Origin of the sequence: Pseudogulbenkiania subflava DSM 22618 (assembly GCF_900177275.1) — a bacterium.
GTDB lineage: Bacteria > Pseudomonadota > Gammaproteobacteria > Burkholderiales > Chromobacteriaceae > Pseudogulbenkiania > Pseudogulbenkiania subflava.
On the sequence record NZ_FXAG01000033.1, the window covers coordinates 1 to 12,338 of the forward strand.

The 12,338-nt window shown below is 60.0% G+C and carries 11 protein-coding genes and 1 tRNA gene; 4 read left to right on the forward strand and 8 right to left on the reverse strand.

The genetic code is table 11. The annotated features are described in order from the left end of the window. Positions 1–141 precede the first annotated feature (141 nt). A complete protein-coding gene (locus B9N72_RS19710; protein WP_085277882.1) occupies positions 142–1,218 on the reverse strand; it encodes a porin in 1,077 nt (358 codons plus the stop codon). A 380-nt stretch (positions 1,219–1,598) separates the two neighbouring features. Between B9N72_RS19710 and B9N72_RS19715 the strand changes: the two genes are divergently transcribed. Further along, complete coding sequence (locus tag B9N72_RS19715) at positions 1,599–3,008, forward strand: cryptochrome/photolyase family protein (protein ID WP_085277883.1); 1,410 nt, start codon at positions 1,599–1,601, stop codon at positions 3,006–3,008. 41 nt (positions 3,009–3,049) lie between these two features. Here the strand turns inward: B9N72_RS19715 and B9N72_RS19720 are convergent, their stop codons facing one another. Both B9N72_RS19720 and B9N72_RS19725 read right to left on the reverse strand, forming a co-directional pair. Beyond that, positions 3,050–3,421, reverse strand: coding sequence for a ComEA family DNA-binding protein (locus tag B9N72_RS19720; RefSeq protein WP_085277884.1), 372 nt, complete (start codon positions 3,419–3,421; stop codon positions 3,050–3,052). A gap of 59 nt (positions 3,422–3,480) precedes the next feature. Then, a complete protein-coding gene (locus tag B9N72_RS19725; RefSeq protein WP_014088355.1) occupies positions 3,481–4,302 on the reverse strand; it encodes a cytochrome C assembly family protein in 822 nt (273 codons plus the stop codon). 108 nt (positions 4,303–4,410) lie between these two features. Between B9N72_RS19725 and ffh the strand changes: the two genes are divergently transcribed. The 3 genes from ffh (at position 4,411) to purB (ending at position 8,136) form a co-directional block, all read left to right on the forward strand. Then, entirely contained in the window at positions 4,411–5,769 is a 1,359-nt protein-coding gene (ffh, locus tag B9N72_RS19730) for a signal recognition particle protein (RefSeq protein ID WP_085277885.1), read from the forward strand. Positions 5,770–5,793: 24 nt separating this feature from the next. Further along, entirely contained in the window at positions 5,794–6,693 is a 900-nt protein-coding gene (locus B9N72_RS19735) for an ATP-grasp domain-containing protein (protein WP_085277886.1), read from the forward strand. A 72-nt stretch (positions 6,694–6,765) separates the two neighbouring features. Continuing rightward, entirely contained in the window at positions 6,766–8,136 is a 1,371-nt protein-coding gene (gene purB / locus B9N72_RS19740) for an adenylosuccinate lyase (RefSeq protein ID WP_085277887.1), read from the forward strand. A gap of 219 nt (positions 8,137–8,355) precedes the next feature. Here purB and B9N72_RS19745 read toward each other — a convergent pair. The 5 genes from B9N72_RS19745 to B9N72_RS19765 all read right to left on the reverse strand — a co-directional run bounded on the left by B9N72_RS19745 (position 8,356) and on the right by B9N72_RS19765 (position 12,333). Further along, positions 8,356–8,432: transfer RNA gene (locus B9N72_RS19745), tRNA-Met, on the reverse strand. A 67-nt stretch (positions 8,433–8,499) separates the two neighbouring features. Then, the gene (locus tag B9N72_RS19750) at positions 8,500–9,321 is read right to left on the reverse strand and encodes an undecaprenyl-diphosphate phosphatase (protein WP_085277888.1); all 822 of its coding nucleotides are present in this window, start codon (positions 9,319–9,321) and stop codon (positions 8,500–8,502) included. An 83-nt stretch (positions 9,322–9,404) separates the two neighbouring features. Then, the gene (locus tag B9N72_RS19755; RefSeq protein WP_085277889.1) at positions 9,405–10,019 is read right to left on the reverse strand and encodes a thiol:disulfide interchange protein DsbA/DsbL; all 615 of its coding nucleotides are present in this window, start codon (positions 10,017–10,019) and stop codon (positions 9,405–9,407) included. A gap of 18 nt (positions 10,020–10,037) precedes the next feature. Further along, a complete protein-coding gene (locus B9N72_RS19760) occupies positions 10,038–10,766 on the reverse strand; it encodes an SPOR domain-containing protein (RefSeq protein ID WP_085277890.1) in 729 nt (242 codons plus the stop codon). Between the two features lie 64 nt (positions 10,767–10,830). After that, positions 10,831–12,333: a YifB family Mg chelatase-like AAA ATPase gene (locus tag B9N72_RS19765; protein ID WP_085277891.1), complete on the reverse strand. Its 1,503-nt coding sequence runs from the start codon at positions 12,331–12,333 to the stop codon at positions 10,831–10,833. Positions 12,334–12,338: the final 5 nt, after the last annotated feature.

Genomic DNA, 12,338 nt, shown 5'->3' on the forward strand with positions numbered 1-12,338 from the left:
GGTACTTCCATGAGCAGGCTCACGCTCTAACAGGCGAAGCCAGTTAGGCGATGACCACGTCCATAGGACGTGGTTTTCCCGCTAGTAATAAAAAAAGGACTGCCGAGGCAGTCCTTTTTACCAATCAGACGAAGCCTCTGATTAGAACTTGTGCTTCAGGCCCACCGCGAAGGTGCGCTCGGTTTGCGCATCATCAGCTTCGTGATGAGCGGAGCCGAAGGAAACGTAAGAGGTAGTACGCTTGGACATAGCGTAATCAACACCGATCACGTACTGGTTGATCTTGTTGTCGGCAACCTTTTCGTTGGTCGAGATGTCACGAATGTCCCAAACACGGCCGTAGGAGAACTTCGGAGTCAGCGCGCCAATGGTGTAGCCAACGGTCACACCAGCTTCTTTGGCTTCGGTGTCTTCCGAGTAGAACTTCTGACGACCACCGTACAGGTCAACGCTCAGGTTGTTGGCAGCGTAGCCGCCTTCGAGACGCCAGTAGTAATCGGTCTTGTTGTTGTCAGCGCCCTGGTCTTTCTTGGCCACGTAACCGAAGTTACCGTAGAAACCGGAGTTCTGATAACCCAGGCCGAGGTTCCACACAGCCTGATTGGTGCGGTTGCCGTCAGCATTGAGGGCGCGAGTTTCATCCACACCGTACAGAGCGGTAGCGCGGAAGCCGGCGAACTCCGGAGAGTCGTAGCGTACGGCGTTGTTAACGCGGCCGTCCAGCAGGTTGATCGAGCTGTAGTACAGGCCGTTCACGCCGGTACCGTAGATCCAGCTGTCGGCGTTACCCATGTCGGAGTTGTTGAAGGTGCTCAGCTTACCGATACGCACCTTACCGAAGTCACCCTGCAGGCCGACGAAGGAATCGCGGGTGGCGAAGGTGTTGCCGTAACCGTTACCGGAGGTCGGGCCCGTGGTGCCGTCGATGTTCAGGCCTTGCTCAACCTGCCAGATGGCCTTCAGGCCGTTGCCCAGATCTTCCGAGCCCTTGAAGCCGATCAGGGAGCCGGTATCGTCGATACGGGTGCCGGACTTGAGCTTGCCATCAGCGTTACGCTGGAACAGACCGGCAACAGGCTTTCCATCAACAAGGTCGCTGCTCTGAGCGTAGGTCTTGCCGTTTTCGATACCAGCTTCGATGGTACCGTACAGGGTTACGTCGGCCATGGCGGCTACCGGCAGGGCGGCCAGAGCAACAGCGATCAGCTTTTTGTTCATCGCGATCTTCCTTTTAAGTCAGTTGGGTTTGTCCGGCTGCCAGCCATGCTAACAAGAAGGCCAGCCCGAACATTTCTGCACCACCGATAATTTCCGGCGATTTCTGTCGAGACTATAAATCTGGCGTTGCGAAAATACAAAACCGCGTGGTCAACACGCCGGACAGGCTTCAACCAAGTTGCAACAATACACCGTAAGCCATTGTTTTTTATGAAAACAACAACAAACAAGAGATGTTGTCAATTTGCGACACAATAACGCGATATGACAAAAACTGTTGCAAAAAAGTCACTCCATGCATTCCCGAGCAGGTTGCCGCCCCATGCCCCACCGCCTAAAACACCGCAAAATAACGCCACTCTACTGACCCGAACCCAGCCATGACCACGACTGCCCTCTGCTGGTTCCGCCGCGACCTGCGACTTGACGATCACGCGGCGCTGCATGCCGCCTTGCGCCACAGCGAATGCGTCATCTGCGTGTTCGTGTTCGACAGAGACATCCTGGATCGCCTCCCCGCTCAGGACCGCCGCATCGATTTCATATGGCACTCTCTGGAGGAACTGAAAGAGCATTTGCGTGCCCTCGGCAGTGACCTGGTCGTCGTATCCGGCCGGCCAGTGGATTGCATCCCGGTCTTGGCGCAGGAACACGGAGCCGGCACGGTCTGGGCCAGCCGCGACTATGAACCGGCCGCCTGCCAGCGCGATAAAGCGGTCGCCGCCCGGCTATCTCAACTTGGGAAGAAACTGGAAACGGTGAAAGACCAGGTCATCTTCGAGCAGGACGAAGTGCTGACTGGAAACGGCAAGCCCTATACCGTATTCACTCCCTACCGGAATGCCTGGCTGAAAAAGCTCACGCCCTTTTATCTGCAGGCCTACCCGAGCACCAGCCACCTCGACAGGCTGGCAAGGTTGGCCGAAACCCCGCTCCCCAGCCTGGCCGACCTGGGCTTTACCGATACCGGGCTCGGCCGGCTGGGCATCCTCGCCGGCATGTCGGGCGCCGCGGCCTTGTTCGCCGATTTCGGCCAACGTATCGAACACTACCAACAATGGCGCGACTTCCCCGCCGTCAAGGGAGTGTCGTACCTGTCGGTTCACCTGCGCTTTGGCACCATCTCGATTCGTCAATTGGCACAGTTTGCCTGGCAGCAAGGCAGCGCAGGGGCGACGACCTGGTTGAACGAGCTGATCTGGCGCGAGTTCTATCAGCAATTACTGTGGCACTACCCGCACGTTGCGGAGGAAAGTTTCAAACCGGAGTACAGGCAGCTCGGTTTCCCCAACGACGAAACCCAGTTCGCCGCCTGGTGCACCGGACGCACCGGCTACCCGCTGGTCGATGCCGCGATGAGGCAGCTCGAACACAGCAGCTACATGCACAACCGGCTGCGCATGGTGACGGCGAGCTTCCTGGTCAAGGATCTGCTGGTTGACTGGCGTTGGGGAGAGCGCTATTTCGCCGAGAAGCTGATCGACTACGACCTGGCCGCCAACAATGGCGGTTGGCAGTGGGCCGCCTCCACCGGTTGCGATGCCCAGCCCTGGTTCCGCATTTTCAATCCGGTAACGCAGTCGCAGAAATTCGACCCTGAAGGCAAGTTCATCCGCCGCTATGTGCCGGAACTGGCCACACTCGATAACCAGGCTATCCACGCTCCGTGGCAGGCCAAGACGTTGCCCGACGGATTTCTATTGGGACGCGATTATCCTCGGCCCATCGTCGATCATGCCGAGCAGCGGACACAGGCCCTGGCGCTGTTCGGGCTGCGCCCAAAAGCATAAACGCCCCAAGCGGGGCGTTTATGCGTGAGGTCAGCGAACTGTTACGGCTTGGCCGGTGCGACCGGTTTGGCCACAGGCTTGGCCACCGGTTTGGCCGGTACGGCGGAGCTGCTGCCGGCTTTGGCCGGAGCCGCCGGTTTCGCCGCCGGCGCGACACTCTTGCCCGACACGGCGATGTCCTTGCGCAATTTTTCCAGCGTCTTGTCGCCGATGCCTGGCACGTTCTTCAGCTCGTCGACGGTCTTGAACGGCCCTTGTTTGGTCCGATAATCCATGATCGCCTTGGCCTTGGCCGGCCCGATACCGTTGAGCGATTCGAGTTCCTGCTGCGTTGCAGTATTAAGGTTGATGGCCGCCATGGCGGAGGAGCAGAACGCCAGCACACTGGCGAGGATCAGCAGCAATTTTTTCATATCGACTCCTTACTTAGAGTGAACAAATGCGAAGCCCGCCCCGTCAATATGACGAATAATTAGCTGCGATGCAAAACCAGTTCGAGCACCACCTTGCTGCCGACGTAGGCGAACATCAGCGCCACGAAGCCGATCAGCGTCCAGCGCACTGCCAACTTGCCGCGCCAGCCATACAGCTTACGCCCCACCAGCAACGCGCCAAACAGCCCCCACGCCATGATCGAAAACACGATCTTGTGCGACCAGGCCGCCGGCTTGCCAAACACCTCCTCGGAGAACACCACGCCGCTGAACAGGCTCGCCGTCAGTAGCAAAAACCCCACACCCAGCACTTGGAACATCATGGTTTCCAGCGACAGCAGCGGGGGCAGCTGACGCACCAACGTGATCCAGCGTTTGTCATGCAACGCCTTGTCCAACGCCAGCATCAACAACGCCACCAGCGCACCGATGGCGAGCAGGCTGTAGGCCAGCATCGACACCAGAATGTGCAACAGCAAGGCCGGATTGCTCAGATCGCCCAGCAGATGCTCCCCAGGAAACAGCAGGCTGAAAGCCAGCGTGGCCACCGCCAGCGGCATCATGAACAGCTGCAGCCCTTCCACACGGTAGAAAAAGCCGCAGGTCCAGTAGATCAGCAGCATCAGCCACACCAGCACCGACAACGCCCGCCCGACCCCGAGCGACAACAACGCGCCCTCGCGTAGCGGCCCCATCACCGCCATGGCGTGCAGCAACAGCAGCACCCCCAGCAGCAGATGCTCGCGACGCGGATGACGCGGCAGAATCCCGACACCGCGCCAGTGGCCGATGAAATGCCAGGAAAACGCACCGTAGGCCAGAATCAGAAGCAGGGTGATGACAAGCAGAAAACTGGTCATGAGGTAATTGCACTCGTGAACCGGGCGCAAGCCCGGTGGGTCGTGTAAAATAGACAATTTGAAAGTCTACACCAAGCTGCCCATCGTTGGCAGGCAGAAGGACGCCCCATGCTTGATAACCTTACCAACCGCCTGTCCGGCGTCATCAAGAACCTGCGCGGCCAGGCACGCCTGACCGACTCCAACATCCAGGATGCGATGCGCGAAGTGCGCATGGCCTTGCTGGAGGCCGACGTTGCCCTGCCGGTGGTGAAAACCTTCATCAACCATGTCAAGGAGCGTGCACTCGGCCAGGAGGTCATGGGCAGTCTGACCCCGGGGCAGGCACTGGTCGGCGTGGTCAACGAAGAGCTGACCAAGCTCATGGGCGAAAAGAACGACGCGCTGAACCTGGCCGCCGTCCCGCCGGCCATCGTCCTGATGGCAGGCCTGCAAGGCGCCGGTAAAACCACCACCGTCGGCAAGCTCGCCAAACTGCTGAAGGAAACGCAGAAGAAGAAAGTCCTGGTGGTTTCGGCCGACGTGTACCGTCCGGCAGCAATCGAGCAGCTCAAAACCCTGGCCGGACAGATCGGCGTGGAGTGGTTCCCCTCCGACGGCACGCAAAAGCCGGTGGACATCGCCCGTGCCGCGGTCGACCACGCCAAGCGCCACTTCTTCGACGTGCTGATGGTGGATACCGCCGGTCGCCTGGCGATCGACGACGCCATGATGCAGGAGATCAAGGCGCTGCACGCCTCGCTCAACCCGATCGAAACCCTGTTCGTGGTCGACGCCATGCAGGGCCAGGATGCCGTCAATACCGCGCAGGCCTTCAACGAGGCACTGCCGCTGACCGGCGTGATCCTGACCAAGATGGACGGCGATGCCCGCGGTGGCGCAGCCCTCTCGGTACGACACATCACCGGCAAACCGATCAAGTTCATCGGTGTCGGCGAGAAGCTGACCGGCCTCGAGCCCTTCCACCCCGAGCGCATGGCCAGCCGCATTCTCGGCATGGGCGACGTGCTGAGTCTGATCGAGGAAGTACAGAAAGGCATTGATCAGGACGAAGCCGCCAAGATGGCCAAGAAGCTCAAGTCGGGCAAGGGTTTCGACCTCGAGGACTTCAAGGCGCAGATGCAGCAGATGAAGAACATGGGCGGCATGGCCAACCTGCTGGAAAAAATGCCCGGCCAGCTCGGCCAGATGGCTAAGGGCGTGCAGGGAGCCGAAGCCGAAAAATCGATGCGCCGCATCGAGGGCATCATCAACTCGATGACCCCGGAAGAACGCCGCAAGCCGGAGTTGCTCAAGGCGAGCCGCAAGCGCCGCATCGCCGCAGGTTCCGGTGTCACGGTGCAGGAAGTCAATCGCCTGCTGAACCAGTTCGAGCAGACCCAGAAGATGATGAAGCAGTTCTCCTCCAAGGGAGGCCTGATGAAAATGATGCGCGGCATGAAGGGCATGCTGCCCGGTGGCATGTAAGCCCCGCAGAATACGGAGCCTACCATGCATTACGACGTTGTCGTCCTGACCGAAAGCCGTTACCTCGCCCCCAACGAGGCCGATTGGTACACGCGCCAACTGCATGCCGAGGACGACTTGGTACTGCGGGCCCTGGAGCGACAAGGGCTGGCCGTCGCCCGGCGAGACTGGGCCGATCCCGACATGGATTGGAGCCGGACACGTTCGGCACTGTTCCGCACCACTTGGGACTATTTCGACCGCTACGCCGAATTTGCACCATGGTTGACCCGTACCGGCACCCAAACCCGGCTGTTTAACGACGCCGCTCTGATCCGCTGGAACATCGACAAGCATTATCTCGGTGCGCTGGCAGAAAAAGACATCAACATCGTCCCGACGCTCTACATTGAAAAGGGCGATAGACGTTCTCTACTCAGCGTTGTCGAGAGCAGCGGCTGGGACGAGCTGATCCTGAAACCGGTGATCTCGGGCGCGGCGCGGCATACTTATCGTTTCCGCCATACCGACACCCCGGCGCTGGAATGCAGCTACGGGGAACTGATCGAGCAGGAGGCGATGATGCTGCAGCCGTTCCAGCACGACGTGCTGGAACACGGGGAAACCTCCCTGATGATCATCGACGGCCGCTTTACCCACGCCATCCGTAAGACGCCCAAGAGCGGCGACTTCCGGGTGCAGGACGATCATGGCGGCCAGGTGCACGACTACGCGCCGAGCCAGGAGGAGATCACCTTTGCCGAAGCGGCCGTCGCCGCGGTGCCATTCGACGTGCTTTACGCCCGCGTCGACATCATCCGCGATAACGACGGCCGGCTCGCCGTGATGGAGCTGGAAATGATAGAGCCGGAGCTGTTCTTCCGTTTTCACCCGGAAGCCGCCGACCGGCTGGCTGAAGGCGTAGCACGCCGTCTGCGCGCCTGACCTTCGGCCAACCTTTTACTTTTGTACTGAAACCGCCGGGCAACCGGCACATACGTTTGGAAATACCTCGTCATGAATCTGACCACGTTGACCGCCCTGAGCCCCCTGGATGGCCGCTACGCCAATCAGGCAGAACCGCTGCGCGCCCTGTTCTCCGAGTACGGCCTGATGAAATTCCGTATCAAGGTGGAGCTGGAGTGGCTCAAAATGCTGGCCGCCGAACCGGGCATCGAAGAGGTCAAGCCGTTCTCCGAAGCCACCCTGCGCGAAATCGACGACGTCATCGCCAATTTCAATGTCGAGCACGGCGAAGAAATCAAGGCCATCGAGGCTCGTACCAATCATGACGTGAAGGCCATCGAATACTGGCTGAAAGAGCGCCTGTCGGGCAACCCGGAAGTGATGGCCGCCAGCGAATTCATCCACTTCGCCTGCACCTCCGAAGACATCAACAACCTGTCCCACGCTCTGATGCTGAAGACGGCACGCAATACTGTCGTGCTGCCGGCCCTCGACAGCGTCATTCAACGCCTGCAGAACCTGGCGCACGAACTGGCCGCCGTGCCGATGATGAGCCGCACCCACGGCCAGCCGGCCACGCCGTCGACCATGGGTAAAGAACTGGCCAACGTGGTCTATCGCCTGAGCCGCCAGCGCGAGCAGCTGGTCAAGCAGGAGATTCTGGGCAAGATCAATGGTGCCGTCGGCAACTACAACGCCCACCAGGTAGCCTATCCAAACGTTGACTGGGAAAGCCTGTGCGGCCGCTTCGTGACCGGCCTCGGCCTCACCTTCAACCCCTACACCATCCAGATCGAGCCGCACGACTACATGGCCGAGCTGTATCAGACCATGGGCCGCGTCAACACCATTCTGATCGACCTCAATCGCGACGTCTGGGGCTACATTTCGCTTGGCTTCTTCAAACAGAAGGTGAAGAAAGACGAAGTGGGCAGCTCGACCATGCCACACAAAGTCAACCCGATCGACTTCGAGAACGCCGAAGGCAACCTCGGTATGGCCAACGCCGTGCTCGGCTTCATGGCCGAGAAGTTGCCGATCTCGCGCTGGCAGCGTGACCTGACCGACTCCACGGTGCTACGCAACATGGGCGTCGGCTTCGGCTACACCCTGCTCGGCTTCAATGCCTGCCTGCGTGGCCTGAACAAGCTGGAAATCAACCCGACCGCGCTGGCCGAGGACCTGGACTCCAGCTGGGAATTGCTGGCCGAACCGATCCAGACCGTGATGCGCCGTTATGGCATCGCCAACCCGTACGAACAGCTCAAGGAGCTGACGCGCGGCAAGGACGGCATCACCCGTGATACCCTGTCCGCCTTCATCAAGGGCCTGGACATTCCGGAGCAGGAGAAAACCCGCCTGCTGGAACTGACCCCGGCGAGCTATATCGGCAAGGCAGTGGAACTGGCCAAGCGCATCTAAATCGCCCGAGCCCCCCCAAAAAACACGTCACCCGACAAGGTGACGTGTTTTTTATGGCCAAGCATCTGTCTCCACTCTAGCCAAGTAGAAAAGCCAAGCCGATGAAGGAGAGTGACGCGAATCGAATGGAGCCAGGCGGAAGCCCCATGGGAGCGCACCGCGCATGGTGCGTGCTGAATAGCAAAAAGCCAGAACGTCATGTTCTGGCTTTTTTGAATTTGGTTGCGGGGGCAGGATTTGAACCTACGACCTTCGGGTTATGAGCCCGACGAGCTACCAGACTGCTCCACCCCGCGTCTGAAGAAATGCATAGTACCGTCTAGCCGAACCTGCGTCAAGCCTTTATGAGAAAAAAGGCACGGCCTACGCCGCCCAGTCCACCCATCCCATTTTCCAGGTCAGCAGGATCAACACGCCGAAGCCGATGCGGTACCAGGCGAAGGCATTGAAGTTATGTCCCGAGACGTAGCGGATCAGCCCGCGCACCGCCAGAAACGCACTGAAGAAGGCGGCCACAAAGCCCACGGCAAATACCGGGCCATCACTCAAGGCAAACAGTGCGCGATGCTTGTACACATCGTAAATAGTCGCCGCGAACATGGTCGGCACCGCCAGAAAGAAGGAAAACTCGGTCGCCACCTTCCGATCAAGGCCAAACAACATGCCGCCAATGATGGTGGCACCAGAACGCGAGGTTCCCGGAATCAAGGCAAATACCTGCGCCAGCCCCACCTTTAGAGCATCTCTCCCCGTCATGGCGTCGACGCTATGCACCTGGGCGCGACGCTCCTCGCGCTCGACCAACAGGATCACCAGGCCACCAATAATAAACGCCAACGCCACACTCACCGCGTTGAACAGGTAGAGCTTGATGACCTTGATGAACAGAAAGCCAATGATGGCGGCGGGCAAAAAGGCCAGCAGCAAATTGAACACAAAGCGCTGGGCCGAAACATCGCGCCCCAGATTTTCCGCCACACCGATGAAACGAGCCCGGTATTCCCAGACCACAGCCAAAATCGCTGCCAGCTGGATCACCACCTCGAAGACCGCACTGGTCTCGCTATGGAAATTGATCAGGTCACCCGCCACGATCAGGTGGCCGGTACTCGAAATCGGTAGAAACTCCGTCAGGCCTTCCACGACCCCCATCAGTAAAGCCTTGGCTAGCAGCAGCACATCCACGGTACAACCTTTCCATTGTCGTTATCAGGCAAAAACAAAGGCAGCCAGGCTGCCTTTGTTCGATTAATGCAAACTTAACTACCTTATTTCTTCGCTTCCCGCTGCGCCTTGACGATCAACTCGTCCACTACCTGCAGCAAGCGGGCCGGCTCGGCCGCCATGGTCGCGTACTTGCCGGCAACCACGATGGTTGGCGTCCCCTCGATGCCGTAGTCACGGGTGATCTTGCTGGCTCGCGCCACCTGGGCATTGATGCCGAAGGACTTATACGTTGCCATGAAAGCCTTGGTGTCGATACCTGACTGGGTCGCCAGCCACTTGCTCATCTCCGTCTCGTCGGCCAGGTTGATCTTTTTCTCCACCATGGCGCTCAACGCCGGGGCATGCAGCCTGTCCAGTGTCCGAGTGGCATTGAAGGTCGCGAACAATCGAGCCAGACCCTCCATCTGCTTGTTCCAGACAATCTGCTCACGGCGGAAGCTGACATTGGCCGGCAGCTTCTTGCTCCAGGCCGTCAACGCCGGGTCCAGATGAAAACAGTGGATGCAGTGGTAGGAAAAGAATTCGATGACCTCCACCTTGCCCGGCGTTGCCACTGGCTGCGGATTGGCCAATACCGTGTAATCCTTGCCCTGCTCAATCGCCGCATTAGCCCAGGCGCTGAACAGCATCAAACCGGCAAGCAACCACTTTTTCATATCATCCCCTTGTCGAAATCAATTACCGGCCTTGACCACAGCACCGGTCAGGCCATCCTGCTTGAGTTGAGCGCGCACCCGGTCCAGATCTTCCTGGCGTGTAAACGGACCGACGCGGACACGGTGCACCAGACCTTTGTCGGGCAGATTGACCGACTGTATCGAGGCCTCGACACCGAGCATGGCCAAGCGGGCCTTCAGGTTATCCGCCTCGTCTTCATTCTGGAATGCGCCTACTTGCAAATAAGACTTAGGAACAGCAGCAGAAGCGGAAGGTTCCCCGCCCTTGGCGTGCTTTCCCCCCTCGCCCGGAACGGCATCAAGCTGCCCCGGCAGAATCTTGTAAAAATCGAAACGTTGCTCATCCTGGCTCTTGGCCGGGACGCTGGGCTTGGCGGCCGGCGGGGCCACAGGAGCAGGGGGAGTCGCCGGTATCGCAGGTGCGGTAGCCTGTGCGGCCGGCGCCGATGACGGCGTGGCAGGCAACTCGGCTATCTTGCTTCCAGGCGACAGCAAAGTCGGCTCAGGCACCTGGGCGGCAGGCTTCGGTGTCGACTTCGTTGCCGTTGCAAAGGGCGTCGCTGAACGATTGAGATACATGGCCAAGCCGATGGCGACGGCCACCCCGACGATCAGCCCAATGACGATGCCCGCCATCAGACCACCACCGCCACTGCGCGCGGCTCCCGATGAGTTGCGGCGCGAAGAGGAAGAACGTGAAGAATGTTTCAAATCAATATTACCCATGGGCGCTAGCTTGCATCATGCAATCGCCACATTATCCAATAATTAAGACGGACCGGGGAAAAGCTCAACTATTTGGCAGCCCGGCACGTCGCAGTTGTACCGCCTGCAACACTTCCTGGCGCGATATCCGTTCCGCGCCCTTCAAGTCGGCAATGGTTCGGGCCACACGCAGAATGCGATGATAGCTGCGAGCGGAGAGGTGCAGCCGCTCGACCGCCTGAAGCAGTGTCTGCTGCGCCGACGCTTCGACCAACCCATACCGATCCAGCTCGGCCCCGGAAAGGTCCGCATTCGCCTTCCCCTGCCGCGCCAACTGGATCCGGCGCGCCGAAATCACCCTCTCGCGCACCGCCGCACTCGTTTCGCCTTGCCCTTGGCCCGATAGCTCGTCCGGCGACAGGGTCGGCATCTCGATGTGCATGTCGATCCGGTCCAGCAAAGGGCCGGAGATTTTACCGCGATAACGTGCAACCTGCTCCGGCGTGCACTGGCAACGCCCGGAACGATGCCCGAGATAACCGCATGGGCAGGGATTCATCGCCGCCACGAGCTGAAATCGGGCTGGAAACGTCGCCTGGCGGGCCGCACGGGAGATATGGATCACGCCATTCTCCAAAGGTTCACGCAGGACCTCAAGCACGCGACGATCAAACTCCGGCAGTTCGTCCAGGAAGAGCACCCCTCGATGCGCCAGACTGACCTCTCCCGGACGTGGCTCGGAGCCCCCTCCCACCATGGCCACGGCGGAAGCGGTGTGGTGCGGTGCTCTGAATGGCCTGGCCCGCCAGGCCTCGGCGGAAAACCCCTGCGACCCGAGCGACTGCACCGCCGCCGCCTCCAGCGCCTCGTCATCCTGCATCGGCGGCAGCAGCCCAGGCAAGCGGCTAGCCAGCATCGACTTCCCCGTCCCCGGAGGGCCAATCAGCAGCAAGCTGTGCCCGCCCGCGGCGGCGATCTCCAGCGCCTCGCGCGCAGCCCCCTGCCCTTTGACATCGGCCAGATCAGGATAGCCGATAGTGGTGAGTACACTCTCCGCCTGAGCTCGCGGCAAGAGCTGCAAGCCATTGAGATGGGCGCAAACCTCCAGCAGCGTCGTCGCCGAATACACCGTGGCATCGGCGACCAAGGCGGCCTCGGCGGCACTTTGCTGCGGTAACACAAAGGCACGCCCGGCACGCCGGGCATGACAAGTCATCGCCAAACCCCCTCGAACGGCGCGCAGTTGGCCGCTCAGCGCAAGCTCCCCGGCGAATTCATAGTGGCCAAGCGCGTCCCCCTTCACCTGTCCGGACGCCACCAGAATGCCAAGCGCAATCGGCAGATCGAAGCGCCCCGAATCTTTGGGTAAATCGGCGGGAGCCAGATTCACCGTGATCTTCCGCGCTGGGAAGGTAAACCCCGAGGTCAGGATGGCGGCCCGGACCCGGTCGCGACTTTCCTTTACCTCGGTGTCGGGCAGACCCACGATGGCGAACGCCGGCAGGCCATTGGCCATGTGCACCTCGACAGAGACTTCGGAAGCCTCCATACCGGACAAGGCCCGGCTATGAACGATGGCCAACGTCATCGGCT

Bases quoted from the DNA above. Each gene is read 5' to 3' on its own strand.
- B9N72_RS19760 (WP_085277890.1), bottom strand. From the start codon at position 10,766: ATGGGTAATATTGATTTGAAACATTCTTCACGTTCTTCCTCTTCGCGC.
- purB (WP_085277887.1), top strand. From the start codon at position 6,766: ATGAATCTGACCACGTTGACCGCCCTGAGCCCCCTGGATGGCCGCTAC.
- B9N72_RS19720 (WP_085277884.1), bottom strand. From the start codon at position 3,421: ATGAAAAAATTGCTGCTGATCCTCGCCAGTGTGCTGGCGTTCTGCTCC.
- ffh (WP_085277885.1), top strand. From the start codon at position 4,411: ATGCTTGATAACCTTACCAACCGCCTGTCCGGCGTCATCAAGAACCTG.
- B9N72_RS19755 (WP_085277889.1), bottom strand. From the start codon at position 10,019: ATGAAAAAGTGGTTGCTTGCCGGTTTGATGCTGTTCAGCGCCTGGGCT.
- B9N72_RS19710 (WP_085277882.1), bottom strand. From the start codon at position 1,218: ATGAACAAAAAGCTGATCGCTGTTGCTCTGGCCGCCCTGCCGGTAGCC.
- B9N72_RS19725 (WP_014088355.1), bottom strand. From the start codon at position 4,302: ATGACCAGTTTTCTGCTTGTCATCACCCTGCTTCTGATTCTGGCCTAC.
- B9N72_RS19735 (WP_085277886.1), top strand. From the start codon at position 5,794: ATGCATTACGACGTTGTCGTCCTGACCGAAAGCCGTTACCTCGCCCCC.
- B9N72_RS19715 (WP_085277883.1), top strand. From the start codon at position 1,599: ATGACCACGACTGCCCTCTGCTGGTTCCGCCGCGACCTGCGACTTGAC.
- B9N72_RS19765 (WP_085277891.1), bottom strand. From the start codon at position 12,333: ATGACGTTGGCCATCGTTCATAGCCGGGCCTTGTCCGGTATGGAGGCT.